Origin of the sequence: Mycobacterium lentiflavum, assembly GCF_022374895.2 — a bacterium.
GTDB classification, from domain to species: Bacteria; Actinomycetota; Actinomycetes; order Mycobacteriales; family Mycobacteriaceae; genus Mycobacterium; species Mycobacterium lentiflavum.
This window is the reverse complement of the sequence record NZ_CP092423.2, coordinates 3,328,926-3,347,161: the sequence shown is the minus strand read 5'-3', so window position 1 is coordinate 3,347,161 and position 18,236 is coordinate 3,328,926. Positions and strand designations below refer to the sequence as shown.

Annotated in this window: 18 protein-coding genes; 15 read left to right on the top strand and 3 right to left on the bottom strand. The window is 65.8% G+C overall.

What is annotated here, in order from left to right; all coding sequences use genetic code 11:
• The first annotated feature begins 66 nt into the window (after positions 1-66).
• The 3 genes from MJO58_RS15680 to MJO58_RS15670 are packed head-to-tail and all read left to right on the top strand — an operon-like array spanning position 67 to position 4,119.
• Complete coding sequence (locus MJO58_RS15680) at positions 67-1,572, top strand: carboxylesterase/lipase family protein (RefSeq protein ID WP_090603084.1); 1,506 nt, start codon at positions 67-69, stop codon at positions 1,570-1,572.
• Positions 1,573-1,630: 58 nt separating this feature from the next.
• On the top strand, positions 1,631-3,619 hold the full coding sequence (locus MJO58_RS15675; RefSeq protein ID WP_239719981.1) for a DUF7064 domain-containing protein: 1,989 nt from the start codon (positions 1,631-1,633) through the stop codon (positions 3,617-3,619).
• 38 nt (positions 3,620-3,657) lie between these two features.
• The gene (locus tag MJO58_RS15670; RefSeq protein ID WP_239723303.1) at positions 3,658-4,119 is read left to right on the top strand and encodes a gluconokinase; all 462 of its coding nucleotides are present in this window, start codon (positions 3,658-3,660) and stop codon (positions 4,117-4,119) included.
• A 3-nt stretch (positions 4,120-4,122) separates the two neighbouring features.
• Here MJO58_RS15670 and MJO58_RS15665 read toward each other — a convergent pair whose 3' ends face one another.
• The gene (locus MJO58_RS15665) at positions 4,123-5,151 is read right to left on the bottom strand and encodes a DoxX family protein (RefSeq protein ID WP_090603075.1); all 1,029 of its coding nucleotides are present in this window, start codon (positions 5,149-5,151) and stop codon (positions 4,123-4,125) included.
• Between the two features lie 77 nt (positions 5,152-5,228).
• Here MJO58_RS15665 and pncA point away from each other — a divergent pair, with 77 nt between their 5' ends.
• The 3 genes from pncA (at position 5,229) to MJO58_RS15650 (ending at position 7,317) form a co-directional block, all read left to right on the top strand.
• Positions 5,229-5,789 (top strand): pyrazinamidase PncA, encoded by a 561-nt coding sequence (gene pncA / locus MJO58_RS15660; protein ID WP_175364443.1) that lies wholly within the window; start codon positions 5,229-5,231, stop codon positions 5,787-5,789.
• On the top strand, positions 5,789-6,589 hold the full coding sequence (locus tag MJO58_RS15655) for a ketosteroid isomerase family protein (RefSeq protein ID WP_239719980.1): 801 nt from the start codon (positions 5,789-5,791) through the stop codon (positions 6,587-6,589). The genes pncA and MJO58_RS15655 overlap by 1 nt, the downstream gene beginning before the upstream one ends.
• A gap of 95 nt (positions 6,590-6,684) precedes the next feature.
• Entirely contained in the window at positions 6,685-7,317 is a 633-nt protein-coding gene (locus tag MJO58_RS15650; RefSeq protein WP_139043280.1) for a hypothetical protein, read from the top strand.
• Here the strand turns inward: MJO58_RS15650 and MJO58_RS15645 are convergent.
• Positions 7,314-7,670, bottom strand: a complete 357-nt coding sequence (locus MJO58_RS15645) for a DoxX family protein (protein ID WP_239723302.1) — start codon at positions 7,668-7,670, stop codon at positions 7,314-7,316. The two genes, MJO58_RS15650 and MJO58_RS15645, sit on opposite strands and share 4 nt — an antisense overlap.
• 184 nt (positions 7,671-7,854) lie before the next feature.
• Here MJO58_RS15645 and MJO58_RS15640 point away from each other — a divergent pair, with 184 nt between their 5' ends.
• The 6 genes from MJO58_RS15640 (at position 7,855) to MJO58_RS15615 (ending at position 13,992) form a co-directional block, all read left to right on the top strand.
• On the top strand, positions 7,855-8,862 hold the full coding sequence (locus MJO58_RS15640) for a sigma-70 family RNA polymerase sigma factor (RefSeq protein ID WP_239719979.1): 1,008 nt from the start codon (positions 7,855-7,857) through the stop codon (positions 8,860-8,862).
• Entirely contained in the window at positions 8,852-10,177 is a 1,326-nt protein-coding gene (locus MJO58_RS15635; protein WP_239719978.1) for an ABC transporter substrate-binding protein, read from the top strand. The genes MJO58_RS15640 and MJO58_RS15635 overlap by 11 nt, the downstream gene beginning before the upstream one ends.
• A 95-nt stretch (positions 10,178-10,272) precedes the next feature.
• Positions 10,273-11,136, top strand: a complete 864-nt coding sequence (locus MJO58_RS15630; RefSeq protein ID WP_239723301.1) for a carbohydrate ABC transporter permease — start codon at positions 10,273-10,275, stop codon at positions 11,134-11,136.
• Entirely contained in the window at positions 11,123-11,965 is an 843-nt protein-coding gene (locus MJO58_RS15625) for a carbohydrate ABC transporter permease (protein ID WP_090603055.1), read from the top strand. The genes MJO58_RS15630 and MJO58_RS15625 overlap by 14 nt, the downstream gene beginning before the upstream one ends.
• A gap of 3 nt (positions 11,966-11,968) precedes the next feature.
• Positions 11,969-13,039: an ABC transporter ATP-binding protein gene (locus MJO58_RS15620; RefSeq protein WP_090603052.1), complete on the top strand. Its 1,071-nt coding sequence runs from the start codon at positions 11,969-11,971 to the stop codon at positions 13,037-13,039.
• Positions 13,036-13,992, top strand: a complete 957-nt coding sequence (locus MJO58_RS15615) for a patatin-like phospholipase family protein (RefSeq protein WP_239719977.1) — start codon at positions 13,036-13,038, stop codon at positions 13,990-13,992. The genes MJO58_RS15620 and MJO58_RS15615 overlap by 4 nt, the downstream gene beginning before the upstream one ends.
• Here the strand turns inward: MJO58_RS15615 and MJO58_RS15610 are convergent.
• Positions 13,989-14,276, bottom strand: coding sequence for a DUF3349 domain-containing protein (locus MJO58_RS15610; RefSeq protein ID WP_090603047.1), 288 nt, complete (start codon positions 14,274-14,276; stop codon positions 13,989-13,991). The two genes, MJO58_RS15615 and MJO58_RS15610, sit on opposite strands and share 4 nt — an antisense overlap.
• A 193-nt stretch (positions 14,277-14,469) precedes the next feature.
• Between MJO58_RS15610 and MJO58_RS15605 the strand changes: the two genes are divergently transcribed.
• The 3 genes from MJO58_RS15605 to efeO all read left to right on the top strand — a co-directional run bounded on the left by MJO58_RS15605 (position 14,470) and on the right by efeO (position 18,234).
• The gene (locus MJO58_RS15605; RefSeq protein WP_239719976.1) at positions 14,470-15,303 is read left to right on the top strand and encodes a DUF3097 domain-containing protein; all 834 of its coding nucleotides are present in this window, start codon (positions 14,470-14,472) and stop codon (positions 15,301-15,303) included.
• A 98-nt stretch (positions 15,304-15,401) separates the two neighbouring features.
• Positions 15,402-17,012, top strand: coding sequence for an iron uptake transporter permease EfeU (efeU, locus tag MJO58_RS15600; protein ID WP_350355920.1), 1,611 nt, complete (start codon positions 15,402-15,404; stop codon positions 17,010-17,012).
• A gap of 22 nt (positions 17,013-17,034) precedes the next feature.
• Positions 17,035-18,234, top strand: coding sequence for an iron uptake system protein EfeO (efeO, locus tag MJO58_RS15595; protein ID WP_434086374.1), 1,200 nt, complete (start codon positions 17,035-17,037; stop codon positions 18,232-18,234).
• The last annotated feature ends 2 nt before the right edge of the window (positions 18,235-18,236 follow it).

The window sequence follows — 18,236 nt, the reverse complement described above, 5'->3', positions numbered from 1 at the left end:
TCCGTCACACCGTGGATTTCGCCGCTACGCGCGCCCTGCATACGTAGTGTCGGCTACCGTCGGCGTATGCACGAGCGCACTATCCGCGCACGCACCGCAAGCGGCATCGTCGAAGGCTTCACCCGCGACGGCGTCAACCGCTGGCGATCCATTCCCTACGCCCGGCCGCCGGTTGGCCGACTGCGGTTGCGGGCGCCGCAGCCGGCGCAGGCCTGGTCGGGGGTGCGGCATTGCCACGGTTTCACCAACTGCGCGCCCCAGCAGCGCCGCTACACGATGCTGGGTGTCGGCAGATATCAGCCGATGAGCGAGGATTGCCTCACCCTCAACGTCGTTGCGCCGGAGTCCGGGCATGACGAACCGCTGCCGGTCATGGTGTTCATTCACGGCGGCGGATACATCCTGGGCAGCTCCGCGGTCCCGCTGTACGACGGCGCGGCGCTGGCCCGTCGCGGCTGCGTGTACGTGTCGGTCAACTACCGGCTGGGTGCCCTGGGATGTCTTGACCTGTCGTCGTTGTCGACCGCGGACACCACCATCGACAGCAATCTGTACCTGCGCGACCTGGTGATGGCGCTGCAGTGGATTCGGGAGAACATCGCGGGATTCGGCGGCGATCCCGGCAACGTCACCATCTTCGGCGAAAGCGCCGGCGCGTGTATCACCGCCACGTTGTTGGCGGTGCCGGCGGCCGAAGGCCTGTTCGCGCGGGCGATCGCCGAAAGCCCGGCGTCGGGCCTGGTTCGATCGAAGGAGATTTCGGCCCAGTTCGCGACGAGATTCGCCGACTTGCTGGGCGCGCGCCCCGAGGACGCCGCGAACGCGCTCATGCAGGCATCCCCGGCACAACTCGTCGAGACCCAACACCGGCTGATCGACCAGGGCATGCAGAACAGGCTGGGCGCCTTCCCGATCGGCCCGGTGACCGGCGACGACTGCCTGCCCGAAGACCCCGTGGTGGCGATGCAGAACGGTCGGGCGCATCGCGTCCCGCTGATCGTAGGCACCAACGCCGAAGAAGGCCGGTTGTTCACCAGGTTCCTCAAGATGCTGCCCACCAATAAGTCAATGATCGAGGAGTTGCTGGCCGACGCGGAACCGGTTGCCCGCGAACGTATTACGGCCGCTTACCCGGGTTACCCGTCATCCTCGGCGTGCATCCAGCTGGGCGGGGACTTCGCCTTCAGCTCGGCGGCCTGGCAGCTCGCCGAGGCGCACAGCGATCACGCACCGACATATCTGTATCGCTACGACTACGCACCGCGGATGCTGCGCTGGTCGGGGTTAGGCGCGACCCACGCCACCGAGTTGTTGGCCGTTTTCGACTTCTATCGAACCCGGCTCGGCGCGTTGTTGACCGCGGCGGCCGATCAGCGCGCCGCACTTCGGGTGAGCGACCATGTGCAGCGCCGTTGGCGAGCGTTCAGTCGCGGCGGGGTCCCGGGGGAGGACTGGCCCGCCTACACCGTCGACGACCGCGCGGTAATGGTCTTCGACCGGAAGAGCCGTATCGAATTCGATCCGCACCCGCATCGCCGGATGGCCTGGGCGGGCTTCTCATTGGCGCAGTGACCTGGCACGCTGACGTGGCACGCTGAACCCGTCAGCGAGAATTCGGCAGAGGACGTCAATGCAGACCCAGCCAGTCGAACGACCCAGTGATCTCACCGCTTCGTGGTTGACCGCCACGATCGGCGCCGGCGAGGTCGCCGACTTTGAAACCGAACGCATCGGCACCGGCCAGATGAGCGAGTGCTACCGGGTGCGGCTGCACTACGCCGATGGGGCCGTGGGACCGGAGTCGGTGGTGTTGAAGGTCGCGGCCAGCGATCCGATCAGTCGGCAAACCGGGTTGGCGCTGGGCCTCTACGAGCGTGAAGTCCGCTTCTACGGCGATATCGCGCCACGCCTGGGCGGGCCGATCGCACCGTGCTATCACGCCGCGATCGACACCGCGGCCGGTGTCTTCGATCTGCTGCTCGGCGACGCGGTTCCGGCAATTGTCGGTAACGAAATCGCAGGTGCCACAATCGAACAGGCCACCGTCGCGGTAGTCGAGTTGGGTCGGCTGCACGGCCCGCTGCTCGGCGACACGACGCTGGCCGAAGCGCCCTGGCTCAACCGGGGCGCTCCGCTCAACCAGGCCCTGGTCGCACCGCTGTACGCCGGCTTTCTCGAGCGCTACGGCGACCAGATCGCGCCGGCGCACCGCATGGTGTGCGAACGCCTGGTCGGAGCGTTCGACGCCTATCTGGCCGCCGAGACGGAACGAAATCAGATCCTGGGCCTGGTGCACGGCGACTATCGGCTGGACAATCTGTTGTTCGGCGGGGCCGATCGCGCGCTGACCGTCGTCGACTGGCAGACCGTCTCCTGGGGTGCGCCGTTCACCGACCTGTCCTACTTCCTCGGCTGCGCGCTGCCGACGCAGGATCGTCGCGCGCACTACGACGCGTTGCTGCGGGCTTACCACGAGGCGCTCGGTCCCCAACCGCCGATCACGCTCGCCGACGTCACCGAAGGTGTTCGGCGGCAAAGCTTTTTCGGCGTGATGATGGCCATCGTGTCGTCGATGCTGGTGGAACGCACCGAGCGCGGCGACCAGATGTTCATGACGATGCTGGCGCGGCACTGCGATCATGTGCTCGATACCGACGCGCTGGCGACGCTGCCCAATGCGGTCGCGCCCGAACCGCTGCGGCCGACCGACGACGATGAACTCGCGCACGTGCCGACCGACGAACCCCTATGGAGCGAGAGCTGGTATGCCGACTTCGTCGATGCGGCACAGGGATTCGGCGGCTGGTTCCGCATCGGTTTGGTCGCCAACCAGCAAGCCGCCTGGGTTCAGGTGCTGCTGTGCGGGCCGGACCTGCCCACCGTGGCGGTGCTCGATTACGAAGTTCCGCTGCCCGAAGACCCGTGGGTGCTGCGCACCGACGCCTTCGAAATCAGCCACGCCGCCAGCGCACCACTGCAGACCTACCGGGTCGACGTGCGGGCCAACGGGCAGTCCTACGCGGACCCGTCGGCAATATTGCGCGGCGAACCGGGAACACCCGTCGACCTAACAATGAATCTGGTGTGGACCACCGACGGTGCCCCATATAAATACCGGGTGACGACGCGCTACGAAATCCCATGCACCGTAACCGGAACCGTCACCGTCAACGGCACCACCTATCAGATGAATTCGGTTGCGGGACAGCGTGATCACTCGTGGGGTGTCCGCGACTGGTGGAGCATGGACTGGATGTGGAGCGCGCTGCACCTGGGCGATGGCACGCACCTGCACGGGTTGGACATCGACATCCCGAACGTTCCCCCGGTGGGTATCGGCTACATCCAGGACGCCGAGCGCAACGTCACCGAACTGCACACCGTGACCAACCCGCGAGCCTTCGGCGCCAACGGTTTACCGCTCAACATGACTTTGAGCCTCGAGCCCGGCGGGCTCAGCGGCGACGTCGACATCCGTGGCCACGCACCGGTGCTGCTGACCAGTCCGGACGGACAGGTCAGCGAGTTCGCGCGCGCCTGGGTCAGCATCGACACCACGGACGGGCGCACCGGCGTCGGCTGGATGGAATGGAACCGCAACCTCGAGCGACAGACTTAGGCGCGGTGCCGACGGCTGCGGTGCCACCCGTCGTGGTAATGGGTGTCTCGGGATCGGGCAAGTCGACGGTGGGCTCCGCGCTCGCGCAGCGGCTGCGGGTGGCCTTTGTCGACGCCGACGGTCTGCATCCGCCGGCCAACGTGGCCAAGATGGCCGCCGGGCGACCGCTTACCGACGAGGATCGCCGTCCGTGGCTGGAATGCATCGGGGACTGGCTGGCCGATCACCGTGACGGTGGGGTGGTGAGTTGCTCGGCGCTCAAGCGCAGCTACCGCGACCGGTTGCGCGCACATTGTCCGGGCGTCGAGTTCCTGTATCTGAGCGGCTCACCGGAACTGATCGGGGCGCGGCTGGCGGCCAGGTCAGACCATTTCATGCCGGCCGCATTGCTGCGGTCGCAATTCGACGCATTGGAACCACTGGGGGCCGACGAGCCCGGGCGCACCATCGACATTGATCAAGGTGTCGACGCTATCGTCGACACCTTCCTGGCGGGTTAGCCGCTACCAGGGACGACGACGGGGTTTGACCTGGCCGCCGACCCGGTCGCGCGCCGCGTCGGCGAACTGGCTGCCGTGCGTGCGTGCGGATTCGGCGATTTCTTCGCTACGCACCCGAGCCTTCTTGGCCAGTTTCTCGCTACGCTTGCGCGCCTTCTTCGCCAGCGGTCCGGCCTTCTGGGCGGCCTCTTCCGCCAGCTTTTCGCTGCGCTTGCGGGCCTTTTCGGCTCGCTCGGCCACCTCGTCGGCCAGCTGGTCGGCCAGCTGTTCACCGCGCTTGCGTGCCTTCTTGGCCAGCGGCTCGGCGCGTTCGGCGGCGGCACTGGCCAGTTCGCGACCGCGGTCCAGGGCGAGCTCGGCGTACGGCGCGCCGCGCTCGGCAGCGGTGTTGGCCAGTTCGCGACCACGGTCGAGGGCGGCCTCGGCATACGGGGCGCTTCGTTCGGCTGCCGTGCTGGCCAGTTCGCGACCGCGTTCGGCGCCAACGTGCAACCCGTGCGCGATCTTTTCGCCGAGCTCACCGAAGTCGGTGTCGAACAACGTGTCGTCGGAGCCGGGCAGCGCCGAGGACACCCGGTCGGACAGACGCTCGGCTGCCTTGCGGCCGCGCCATCCCAACGACGGCTTGCCGGCGGTGTCGGCGGACGCGATCATCAGTCCCCCCAGCAGGCTCAGGTCTTTCAGGAACTCGCGGCGTCGCTCGGCTTTGCGCACCGGGTCGCTCTCGTTCCAGAACGAGTAGGAGCCCAAGTTGGCCGGCAGCACCGTTAGTGCAAGCACGGCCGACGCGACGCGCGGCATCTTGCCGGTCGCGAGCAGCAGCCCGCCGCCGATCTGAACACCGGCGGTTATCTGGGCGAACGTCTGGGGGTCGTTGGGCATGCTGCGGGCCACCTGGTCCGGCAACGCCTGCAGGCCATCGACCGCGGGCGCCGCGGCCTCCGCCGCGGCCTTGGGATTAAGCAGGGATTCAATTCCTTGCCCGATAAAGGCAACCGACAACAGCGGGCGTGCGATTCTGCGGATCACCATGGCAGGGGGTTACCCGGCGAATCGGCAAACAAACCGGGCCGCCCATCGCCGCAGTTGACGGCGATATGGTGGAGCGCGTGCGAGCGTTGATCATCGTCGACGTGCAAAACGACTTTTGCGCAGGAGGCTCGCTGCCCGTTAGCGGCGGCGCCGAACTGGCCGGCGCCATCAACGACTATCTGGCCCGCGCGCCCGGCTACCAACACGTTGTGGCCACCCAGGATTTCCATATCGACCCGGGCGCCCACTTCTCCGACCACCCCGACTATTCGTCGTCCTGGCCGCCGCACTGCGTTGCCGGAAGTCCGGGAGTGGAATTTCCTCCCGACCTCGACACCCGGTCGATCGAGGCGGTATTTCGCAAGGGCGCCCGCGCGGCGGCCTACAGCGGCTTCGACGGTGCCGAGGAGAACGGGACGTCGCTACTCGATTGGTTGCGGCAGCGCGGCGTCGACGAGGTCGACATCGTCGGCATTGCCACCGATCACTGCGTCCGGCGAACCGCCGAGGACGCGGCGCGCAACGGTTTGCGCACCCGGGTGCTGCTCGACCTGACCGCGGCGGTGTCGCCGAGTTCGGCCTCACAAGCTCTGGTCGAGATGCGAAGTGCCGGAATCGAATTGATCGAGGGCGTCTGATGGTGGTGCCACTGGATCGAGAGTCCCTGTTGGCTGCGGTGGAGCGCTCGCCTCGGGCGGCCGCCGCGCACGACCGCGCCGGTTGGGTGGGGTTGTTCACCGAGGACGGCCGCATCGAAGACCCGGTCGGCTCGCGACCGCACCGGGGCCGGGTCCAGATCGGGAACTTCTACGACACCTTCATCGGCCCGCGTGCGATCAAGTTCCATCGCGATCTCGACATCGTCTTCGGCACGGTCGTGCTGCGCGACCTCGAGCTCGAGGTGTCGATGGGTACGGCCGTCACGATGTACATACCCGCGTTCCTGCGTTACGACCTGCGAGAAGCGAACGGCCAGTGGCAGATTGCTCATCTGCGGGCGTACTGGGAGCTACCGGCGATGATGCTGCAGTTCCTGCGGACCGGATCGCAAGCGGTCTCGCCCGCAATGGCACTGTCGCGAGATCTACTGAACAACCAAGGGCTGCCTGGAACTGCGGGCTTCATGACCGGCTTTCGCCGGCCGGGTGCCCGGCACAAGAGGCTGGTGCAGACATTCCTCGGCGCTGTTTCGCGCGGCGATACGTTAGCTGCAGCTCACGCGCTATCGCCTGCTGCCGCAATCACTTTAGGTGAGAATGACCCGCTCGACATCGCCGAATTCGCAGCGGAACTCTCGCAGGCGAACTGGAGCAAGATGATCGGTGCGGGGTCCACGATCACCGTCTCGGTCAATTCGGCTCACGGGCGCGGCATCATCTTCGCCGACCTGGGCCGACGGGGCAAGGCGATCGATCACATCCGCTATTTTCCGGCCTGAGCGGGTGCCCCGATCGGCGCGCTACCAGCGTTGCATGTATTGCCGAGAACCTGATAGGTGCCGTAGAAATAGCTGTCATGAAACGTAGGCAAGCGATGAGTGTGGTAAAAACCGTCGGCGTTGGGGTGGCGATCAGCGCCTTGCTGACCGTCACAGCCTGTGGCAAAGACGAAAAGTCATCTTCCCCGTCATCGTCGTCGACGTCCTCGTCGACCTCGGCGGCGTCGTCGAGTTCGGCAACGTCCTCATCCGCGTCGAGCGCGGCGCCTTCGGGAACCGCGCCACTGGCCGACTACTCCAACTTGCTGGTCACGGCCGCCGACATCGGCGCCGACACCACACTGGGTCCGCCCGAGCAGAACCCCGGCGGCGTGGCCGGGGTGGCGGTGACCTTCAGCAACACCTCCAAGACCCACACCATCACCGACCTCCTCGTGGTCTTTACCGACGCGGCATCGGCCGCCCAAGGGGCCAAAGACCGCCCGGCCTCGCTGGGCAAATACGTCACCGGTGCCCCGCAGCCGTTCGCGGTGGGGACTAACGGGGTCATCGTCGTCGGCCCGTCGCCTGATAACACCAAATCGGTGACCTACGTGGTGTTCTCCGAGGGCAAGGTCATCGTCGACCTGGAGTTCGACAGCGGACCCAACGACGCCGCTCCGCAGGACTTCGTGCTGGACGTGGCAAAAAAGCAGGACGACGCGGTCAAGACCCGCATGACCAGCTAGTAGCGCTCACTCACCAGCAGCGCCAGCGACGCTGCGGACAGGCACAGGAACGCGCCCGGAAAGGCGATGTTGTACCAGACGTGTGCCCTGATGTGAGTCAGCACCGCCCCGACAAAGAACAGGACCAGGCCGGCCGCGGCCGCGATGCCCAACGCCGGCAGACCCACTAGCCCGGCGACCAGTCCCACGGCCCCGGCCAGCTTCGTCAACGCCAACGCCGGTATCCACGAACGGGGCACGCCGACCTCGGCCGAGTTTGCCAACACGAATTTCGCGGGGATGAGGTCGGCGACGGCGATCGCGCCGGTGGCGATCACGGTGATCAGGGTGATCACCAGGTATGCGAGGTGCATGCCAATCAGGTCCTTTCCTTCGTTCAAACCGTTGTGGTACAGCTGTTTCCGCGCAGCGAGCCACCTGGCTGCGGTGCGCGCCGCGCCGCAGAATCGGTAGGGTCATGGTGCTGGTCTCTTTGGTGCAGAGAGTTCGATCGATGCGGTCATCTTCTTGACGACTCCCGTGCGGAAAAGGTGACCCATGAACGCAACCGAAAATCTGGTGAACCTCGCCGATCTGGCGCAGCGGTTCGACGCCGATCGTCAGCACTTGCGGGCGGTGGCGTTCCGGCTGCTCGGCTCGACCGCGGATGCCGACGACGCGGTACAGTCCGCGTGGCTGAAGGCCAGCCGGGCTGACGGCATCGGCGACGTCGGCAACCTGACCGGGTGGTTCACCACGATTACCGCGCACGAGGCATTCGACCAGCTGCGCGCGCGAAAGCGCCGCGCCGAGCAGCCGGTGGCCGACGCGCATGAATTCGACCGGCTGGCAGCTACCACGTCGGCGTCGGCGGACGAGGACGCGCTGCTGGCCGACTCGGTCGGCACCGCGATGCTGGTGGTGCTGGATCGCCTCTCGCCCGCGCAGCGCGTCGCGTTCGTCCTGCACGACCTGTTCGCGGTGCCGTTCGAGACGATCGGTGACGTGCTGGACCGGTCACCGACTGCCGCGAAGAAGCTGGCGAGTCGGGCCCGCTCGCGACTGCACGGTGGCTCGCCCGCCCAACCGCGCCACCTGGCCGGGCACCTCGAGATCGTCGAAGCGTTTCTGACCGCATCTCGCGGCGGTGATATCGCCACTTTGCTCGAGTTGCTGGCGCCCGATGTGGTGCGCAGGGTCGATCGCGTGTTGGTTCCCGATGACGTCGCCGTCGAGCTGCGCGGGGCCCGCCAGGTCGCCGAGGAGACGCGTCGATTCGCGCAGCGTGCGCGAGCCGGCGTGGTGATGCTGATCGACGGGGCTCCGGGCATCGTGATCGCGTCGCGCGGGCGAGCGCAGATCCTGTTGCGGCTCGGCATCGGCGCCGACAATCGCATTCACACCATCGACATCACCGCCGACGGCGGCAGTCCGCGCCCGGCCGTGTTCGCGCTCCCGCAGTGGCCGTCTCAGACATATCCCAGCCCCATCCGGTACCAAGGACATGGGACACGGCCGGCGGGGGCGTCGGCGACGGGGCGAGAACGGAAGCACGATGCTCGATAAGCCGTTCGGACGGCGCAGCTTGGTGCGGGGCGCTGGCGCGCTTACGGCCGCGGCCGTGGCGCCGTGGGCCAGCGGATGTGCTTCCGACGACGACGCGTTGACGTTCTTCTTCGCCGCCAACCCGGACGAGGCCGCCGCCCGCCTGCGTGTCGTCGCTGAGTTCGAGCGCCGCCACCCCGACATCAAGGTTCGGGCCGTGCGGTCCGGGCCCGGAGTGATGCAGCAGTTGTCCACGTTCTGCGCCGGAGGCAAATGCCCGGACGTGCTGCAGACGTGGGAGTTGAGCTATGCCGAACTGGCCGCCCGGGGGGTGTTGCTGGACTTGAACGACCGGTTGGGGCGCGATCAAGCCTTCGCCGCCCAGTTCAAGGCGGACAGCGTTGGGCCGCTGTATGACACCTTCACGTTCAATGATCAGCAATCGGCTTTTCCGGAGCAGTGGTCGGGAAACTTCTTGTTTTACAACAGGCGGCTGTTCGCCGACGCCGGCGTGGCGGCCCCGCCGACGTCGTGGGGCAAGACGTGGACGTTCGCCGAATTCCTCGACACGGCCCAGGCGTTGACCAAGTGTGATGGATCGGGACGAGTCACGCAGTGGGGCTTCGTCAACACCTTCGTCTCGTATTACTCGGCTGGACTGTTCGCGATGAACAATGGCGTACCGTGGTCGACGCCGATTCGCAATCCGACCCATTTCAATTTCGACAACCCGGCGTTCATGGAGGCCGTGCAGTTCTACGCCGACCTCGCCAACAAACACAAGGTGGCACCCAATGCCTCCGAGGTGCAATCGATGTCGACTTCAGATCTGTTCGCCGCGGGCAAGGCGGCCATGGCGCTGGGCGGCCACTGGCGGTACCAGACCTTTATTCGCGCCGAGGGATTGGATTTCGACGTCGCGCCCCTGCCGGTGGGCCCATCGTTGCCCAGCGGACAGAGCGCCTGCTCCAACATCGGCACCACCGGGCTGTCTATCTCGGCGAGTAGCCGACATCAGGACCAGGCATGGCAATTCGTCCAATTCGCCTGCGGTCCCGTGGGTCAAGCGATCATCGCGCAATCCTGCCTCTTCGTGCCGGTGTTGCGATCCGTGCTCGGCTCGGACGGCTTCGCCCAGGCCCACCAGAGGATTCGCAACCTCGCGGTGCTCACCGAAGGACCCTCTTATTCCAAAGGCCTGCCTGTCACCCCGGTTTGGGAAAAGGTCGTTGCGCTGATGGATCGCAACATGGGGCCCGTCTTGCGTGGCTCGCGCCCCGCGACATCGCTGAGCGGGTTGTCGGTCGCAGTTGACGAGGTGCTGCGCAACCCATGACAGCGGTCAACAGATCAGCCGTGCTCACCCCGGCCACCGCGAAACGCCGTCCCCAGGGGCCGTATCCGTCCCGGCGGCGAGCCTGGGCGGGACGCATGTTCGTGGCACCGAACCTGGCCGCGGTCGCGGTGTTCATGCTCTTTCCGCTCGGGTTCTCGCTTTACATGAGTTTCCAGCGATGGGACGTGTTCAGGCCGCCAAAGTTCGTGGGCCTCAAGAACTTCGAAGACCTTTTCACGTCAGACCCGCTGTTCCTCATCGCGATCCGCAACACCATCGTCTTCACCCTAGGAACGGTCATACCCACCGTCGTCATCAGTCTCATCGTGGCGGCCGTGCTGAACCGGAAAGCCAAGGGCATCGCCATCGTTCGGACAATCGTCTTCATGCCCCTGGCGATCTCGTCGGTGGTGCTGGCGGTCGTCTGGCAGTTCGTCTTCAACACCGACAACGGTCTGCTCAACATCATGCTTGGCTGGGTGGGACTCGGTCCGGTTCCGTGGCTTGTCGACCCCAATTGGGCGATGGCCTCGCTCTGCGTGGTCGCCGTGTGGCGCAGTGTGCCGTTCGCGACCATCATCCTGCTCGCGGCAATGCAAGGAGTGCCGCAAACCGTCTACGAGGCAGCCAAAATCGACGGGGCGGGCGAGATACGGCAGTTCTGGTCGATCACGGTCCCGCTGATCCGGGGCTCGGTGTCCTTCGTCGTCGTCATTTCAATCATCCACGCGTTCCAGGCGTTTGACATGATCTACGTTCTCAATGGTTCGAATGGCGGCCCGGAGACATCGACCTACGTGCTGGGCATCATGCTGTTCCAGCATGCCTTCTCCTTCCTGGAATTCGGGTACGCGTCAGCGCTGGCCTGGGTGATGTTCGCGATTTTGCTCGTATTGACCTTCGTACAGTTGCGGCTGACGCATCGGCGATCGTGGGAGGCTTCGCGTGGCCTTAGCTGAGGGGGTGTTCAAGCGCAGCGCTTTACGCGCCGTGGTGGTCTACACACTGCTGATCACCATCGCCTGGTGCTGGCTTTTCCCGGTCGCCTGGGCGGTGTCGGGTTCGCTGAAGCGGGAGGGTGAGATCAGCGAGCCGAAGCTGCTGCCGTCCCATCCGCGGTGGTCGAACTACGCCGAGGTGTTCAATGTGATGCCTTTCTGGCGAATGTTTTTCAATACCGTGTTGTACGCCGGATGCGTGACCGCGGGGCAGGTTTTCTTCTGCTCGCTGGCCGGATATGCCTTCGCGCGACTGCAATTCCGGGGCCGTGACACGTTGTTCGTGTTGTACCTGGGGACGCTGATGGTACCGCTGACCGTGACGGTGATTCCGCAGTTCATCCTGATGCGGACCGCGGGATGGGTCGACACGCCCTGGGCGATGATCGTGCCTGGCCTGTTCGGCAGCGCGTTCGGCACCTACCTGATGCGGCAGTTCTTCCAAACGCTGCCCGCCGATCTCGAGGAAGCCGCGATACTCGACGGTTGTACGCCGTGGCAGATCTACTGGAGGATTCTGTTGCCCCATGCCAGGCCCGCCGTGATGGTGCTTGCCGTGCTCACCTGGGTCAACGTCTGGAACGACTTTTTGTGGCCACTGTTGATGATTCAGCGCGACAGCCTGGCCACGCTGACGCTCGGCCTGGTGCGGCTGCGCGGAGAGTACGTTGCCCGCTGGCCGATCATCATGGCGGCCTCGGTCATCATCATGGTGCCGCTGGTGATCATCTATGCGGTCGCACAGCGTTCCTTCGTGCGCGGCATCGCGGTGACCGGACTTGGTGGGTGAATCGTGGCGTCAGTGAGTTGGGAGCAGGCGACGCGGCACTTCCCGGGCGCGGAACGCCCGGCCCTGGACGGCCTCGACCTGTCGGTCGGCGACGGCGAGTTCGTCGTCCTGGTCGGGCCGTCGGGATGCGGCAAGACGACCTCGTTGCGGATGGTCGCTGGACTGGAAACGCTGGACGCCGGATGCGTCCGCATCGGTGAGCGCGACGTGACCCATGTCGATCCCAAGGATCGCGACGTGGCGATGGTGTTCCAGAACTACGCGCTGTACCCGCATATGACGGTCGCGCAGAACATGGGTTTCGCGTTGAAGGTCGCGAAAACGAACAAGGCAGAGATCACCGACCGGGTGCTCGCCGCGGCGAAACTGCTTGATCTGGAACCATATCTGGATCGCAAACCCAAGGACCTCTCCGGCGGGCAACGCCAGCGCGTGGCGATGGGACGCGCGATCGTGCGGCGCCCGCACGTCTTCCTGATGGACGAGCCGCTGTCTAATCTCGACGCCAAACTCCGGGTGCAAACCCGCAATCAGATCGCCGCGCTGCAGCGGCGGCTTCAGACCACGACCGTTTACGTCACCCACGACCAGGTCGAGGCCATGACGATGGGGGACCGCGTGGCGGTGCTGCGCGACGGTGTGCTGCAGCAATTCGCGGCGCCACGCGAGCTCTACCGCAACCCCGCCAACGTGTTCGTGGCCGGATTCATCGGGTCGCCGGCAATGAACCTGTTTACTCTGCCCATCGTCGATTCCGCTGTGTCGCTGGGGGATTGGCCGATCCCATTGCCGCGTGAGATCGCCAACAGTGCGAGTGAGATCGTGGTCGGCGTCCGGCCCGAGCACTTCGAGCTGGGCGGCCTCGGTGTCGAGATGGAGGTCGACGTCGTCGAGGAGCTCGGTGCCGACGCCTACCTGTATGGCCGAATCACCTACTCCGCGAAGGCAATCGACCAAGACGTCGTCGCTCGCGCCGATGGGCGCAATCCGCCCCAAAAGGGCAGCCGGGTGCGGTTGCATCCGGAACCCGGACATGTGCACTTCTTCGCGACCGACGGGCGCCGGATCTCATGAGCAGGGCGCCCGTTGATCTGGTTTGTCAGGGCGGCGGCGTCCGGGGTATCGGCCTGGTCGGGGCGGTGGACGCGCTGGCCGCGGCCGGCTACCGATTCCCTCGCGTCGCCGGGGCGAGCGCGGGCGCGATCGTCGCGTCGCTGGTGGCCGCCCTGCAGGCGGCGGGCGAACCACTCGCCAGGCTCGCCGAGATCATGCGTTCGCTCGACTACCGAAAGTTTCTGGACCGCAACCTGATCGGGCATGTGCCGCTGATCGGTGGGGGGCTGTCACTGCTGGTCTCGGATGGGGTCTACCGCGGCGCCTATCTCGAACACCTGCTGGCCGGCTTGCTGGCCGATCTGGGTGTGCGGACCTTCGGCGACCTGCGCACCGGTGAAGAACCTGAACAATTTGCGTGGTCGCTGGTCGTCACCGCCAGCGATCTGTCCCGGCGCCGGCTGGTGCGCATCCCATGGGACCTGGACTTGTATGGAATCGACCCGAACGACTTCTCCGTGGCACGCGCCGTGCACGCCTCGGCGGCGATTCCCTACGTGTTCGAACCGGTTCGAGTGGCCGGCGCAACCTGGGTGGATGGCGGGTTGTTGTCGAGCTTTCCGGTGGAGCTGTTCGACCGGGCTCAGCCGCGGTGGCCGACGTTCGGGATCCGGCTATCAGCGCGCCCGGGCATTGCGCCCACCCATCCGGTGCACGGGCCGGTGTCGTTGGGTATCGCCGCGATAGAGACCCTGGTGAGCAATCAGGACAACGCCTACATCGACGATCCGTGCACGGTGCGACGCACCATCTTCGTGCCCGCCGACGAGGTGAGCCCAATCGACTTCGACATCACCGCCGCGCAGCGCGACGCTCTCTACCAGCGCGGATTGGTCGCGGGCCAGGAGTTCTTGAAGACGTGGAACTATGCCGACTATTTGGCGGCCTGCGGCGGGCCGGTCGCACAGGATTAACGCCGTGCGCACCCGATCGCATCGAGTCTTTGCTCGACGCGCGCGATGTCGTCCAGCGAGGGCATCTCATTCGTGATCCGAAAGATAGCGACTCCGACATCGACGGTGCGGACCGGCCCCGCTTTGCGTGCCATGAATTCACTTGTGATGGTCGTGATTTCGTCATCGGTGACGCGACGGCGCAGCAGGGCCAGCAGCGGCACGTAGCCGCGGTCCGGCGCCCCGGTCGGGTAGCCGGCGCGCAGAAACGCGACAGCCTTCGATACCAGGCCGGCAATCCCCATTGCTTCCACCTCGTCAACTGCTTGCGCGCTACGCGCACCTAATTAACGTAGCAGTAAGCTTCTCATTCGCGGGCGGGCAACGCGATCCTTACGCTCACGGCCTCGATCTTTCCGCTTTATTTGCGCCCGCCGGCACGCGTTCATGGCGCGCCGATCACCGATTTCGGCCGCGAGTGTTCTTAGTATTGCCCGCGTGATGGATCGCTACGGAACGGACGTGCTGGCCGCCGGTCGGCGCAAGCCGCGCTCGACCGAACACCCCGCTGACCTGGGACTTGTTGTCGAGGATGTCGAGACCGGTTACGTCGGTGCGGTGGTGCGGGTCGAGTACGGGCGCATCGACCTGGAAGATCGGCATGGCCACGTCCGTGGCTTTCCGCTGGGGCCCGGATACCTGCTGGAGGGGCGTCCGGTGATCCTCACCGAGCCGCGCCGCGCCGTACCGGCCGCCGCGAGCCGTACCGCCTCGGGCTCCGTCGCGGTATCGGGCGCGCGCGCTCGAGTCGCGCGCGCCAGCCGGATCTACGTCGAAGGCCGTCACGATGCCGAACTCATTGCCCAGGTCTGGGGCGAGGACCTGCGTATCGAAGGTGTCGTCGTCGAGCAACTCGGTGGCGTCGACGATTTGGTGGACATCGTGGCAGAGTTCGCTCCCGGTCCGGGGCGACGGCTCGGTGTTCTCGTCGATCACCTCGTCACGGGTTCGAAAGAGGCACGGATTGCCGAGGCGGTGCGCCGGAGTCCCGGCGGGCCCGACACGCTGGTCGTCGGCCACCCTTACGTCGACATCTGGCAGGCGGTGAAGCCGCAGCGGCTCGGCCTGACGGCCTGGCCCGAGGTGCCCCGGCACATCGACTGGAAGCACGGCGCGTGCCAGGCGCTTCGATTGCCGCACGCTAGCCAGGCCGACATCGCCCGGGCGTGGCAGCGCATCCGGTCGCGTGTGCGCGACTGGAACGACCTGGAACCCGCGCTGATCAGTAGAGTCGAAGAACTCATCGACTTCGTGACCGAGCCTGGTCGCTGACACGGGTCCGTCCAATGCCAGCCACCGCTCTAAAACGCGACGCAAACTTAGGCTAGGCTAAGTCGAAGGTCCCGATCCACGGGATGGGAATCGGACGTATGCAAGGCGTATTCGGCGTTTTCCTCGGCACATTCCTCATTGGCCTGCGCGAAGGCCTGGAGGCGACGCTCATCGTGAGCATCGTCGCGGCCTTCCTCAAGCGAAATGGGCAGGCGACCCGTCCGATGTTTGGCGGCGTGGCCTTGGCGGTGCTGATCAGCGTTGCGGTCGGCGTCGGTCTGGATCTGTTCTCGGCGACACTTCCACAGGCCCAGCAGGAGATGATGGAGACGGTCATCAACGCCATTGCCGTGGTGTTTGTGACCTCGATGATCATCTGGATGAACCGCAATTCCATGCGGCTCAAGGGCGAACTCGAGCGCGAAGCTCAACAGGCGCTCAACCGTGGTGGGTCACTTGCGCTCGTCGCCATGGCGTTCCTGGCCGTCCTCAAGGAAGGCTTCGAGACGTCGGTGTTCCTGCTGGCGGCCGCACAGACGTCGCACGGCAACCGGTGGTTCGCCGTGCTGGGCGGCGCGGTCGGGCTCGGGGTGTCGATACTGCTGGGTGTCGGTCTGTACTTCGGCGGTCTGAAGCTCAATCTCGGCCGCTTCTTCCGAATCACCGGGGTGTTCCTGGTGCTGATCGCCGCCGGGCTGGTGCTGGGCGCGCTGCGTACCGCACACGAGGCGGGCTGGGTGACCATCGGCCAGCAGCAGGTGCTCGATTTCTCGGCCTGGATACCGAGCCAGTCCGTGCTGGGCGCGTTGCTCGCCGGCGTGTTCGGCATCCCCACCGACCCTCGCCTCATCGAGGTGCTGGGCTGGCTGCTATACGCGGTGCCCGTGCTCGTCGCCTTCCTTTGGCCTGCGCGCCTGGCGGCGACGCCGCGAGCCCGCTGCCGGCTGCAGCTGGCAGCCGCGGCGGTGCTGGTCATCGTCGCGGCGATGCTGGCGACCATGACGCCCGCCGATAGCTCGTCGCCGAGCGCGCTGCCGCGCACCGTCACTGACCACTCCGGCCGCACCGCCCGGGTGTCGATCACGACCGGCCCGCACGGACGTGAGCTGACCGTCGCCGCCGACGACACCTCGACCGTCCGCCGCATCCCGCTGATCCCGGCGGACGACCAAACCGTGGACGGTTTGCCGGTCCAGGCATGGCAGGCTTCAGAACCCGCCGGCGCCGATGGTGCGCCGGCGGTCACGCTGGATCAATTGCGAAACATGGCGGGGGGCCGGCTGCCGGTCGGTCTGGCGGCCGGCCGCACCCCGGGGCCGTTTGTGGGGCAGTGGGCAACGACTACGGTGTATACCGTTCTCGCGCAAGGTGATTCCGTCATCAGTGCGCAAGCGACGAGCAACCGCACGGCGATCTTGACCGGCGGTGGGCTGACCGGGGCTAAGACCGTCAGCCTTGGTGGGCTACCGACGGACTGGTCGACCACCGCCGCCGAAGACCAGTCGACCGCCGGGCAGATCGCCGCCGGCACCCAGAAACACGCCGAGCGACAGCTATGGCTGGTCTGGCTTCCGTTGGTACTAGCCTGCTTTGCGCTGGCTTGTGCCCTTGGCGCCATAATCTCGATGCGCAGTGACGCGCGAGCCGAACAGGAGAGGAAAACGAGTGATAGCGAATCGCACCGCCCGGGCAAGGTCGCGGTCTCGTGAATTCTGGCTGGTCGCACCGGCTTTGGTAGCCATCACGGTATTGGCCGCGACCGGCTGCAACCACTCGAATCCAGCCTCGAGCCCCCCGACATCTCGGCAAGCCAGTGCACCCGGCGGGACGAACGCTGTCAAAGTAACGATGGCCAACAGCGGCGGCAAAGACGGTTGCGCGCTGGACACCACCAGCGTGCCGGCCGGGCCGGTGACCTTCACCGTCGTCAACACCAGCGCGCCGGGCATCACCGAGATGGAGTTGCTCCGAGATCAGCGCATCGTTGGCGAGAAGGAGAACCTCGCACCCGGGTTGAACCCGGTGTCGTTCACGGTCACTCTGGACGGCGGCTCGTATCAGCTGTATTGCCCCGGAGCGAGTGCGGAATACCAAACCCTGACGGTGACGGGTCAGGCGCCGGCAGGGCCGGCGGGTACGGTGGCGAGCATCCTCGGTCAGGGCACCAAGGACTACGCGACCTACATCGTGACTCAGATCGGCCAGCTCAGTGACGGAGTGAAAGCACTCGATGCGGCGATCCAGTCCGGCAACCTCGACGCCGCCAAGGCGGCCTACGCCAAAGCCCGACTGTTCTATGAGCGCGCGGAATCCAGCGTCGAGGGCTTCGTCCTGCCGGGCTTCGCGGTCGGCGACAACGCGGGCAGCCTGGACTATCTGATCGATATGCGCGCTTCGACTCCCGTCGACGCCAAGGTCGGTTGGAAGGGCTTCCACGCCATCGAGCGCGACCTCTGGCAGGGTAACGCGATCACCCCCGGTACCAAGGCCTTGAGCACCGAATTGGTCGGTAACGTAGGCAAATTGAAAGATGTGGTCGCCGGCCTGCAATACAAGCCGGAAGACTTGGCTAACGGCGCAAGCGATTTGATCGAAGAGGTGCAGAACACCAAGATCACCGGCGAGGAAGAGGCATTCAGCCACATTGATCTGGTTGATTTTTCGGGAAACGTCGAAGGCGCCCAACAGGCTTATGCGTCGCTTCGGCCGGGCCTGGAGAAGATCGACGCCAACTTGGTCAGTCAGATCGATCAGCAGTTCCGTGCGGTGCTCAGTGTGCTGGACGGCTACCGCGACCCGGCCGCGCTGGGCGGTTACCGGACGTACACTCCGGTACTGCAGGGCAGCGATGCGCCGAAACTGACCGCGGTGATTCAGCCGCTGCATCAGAGCCTGTCGATGGTCGCTCAAAAAGTGGTCTCCGCCAACTGATC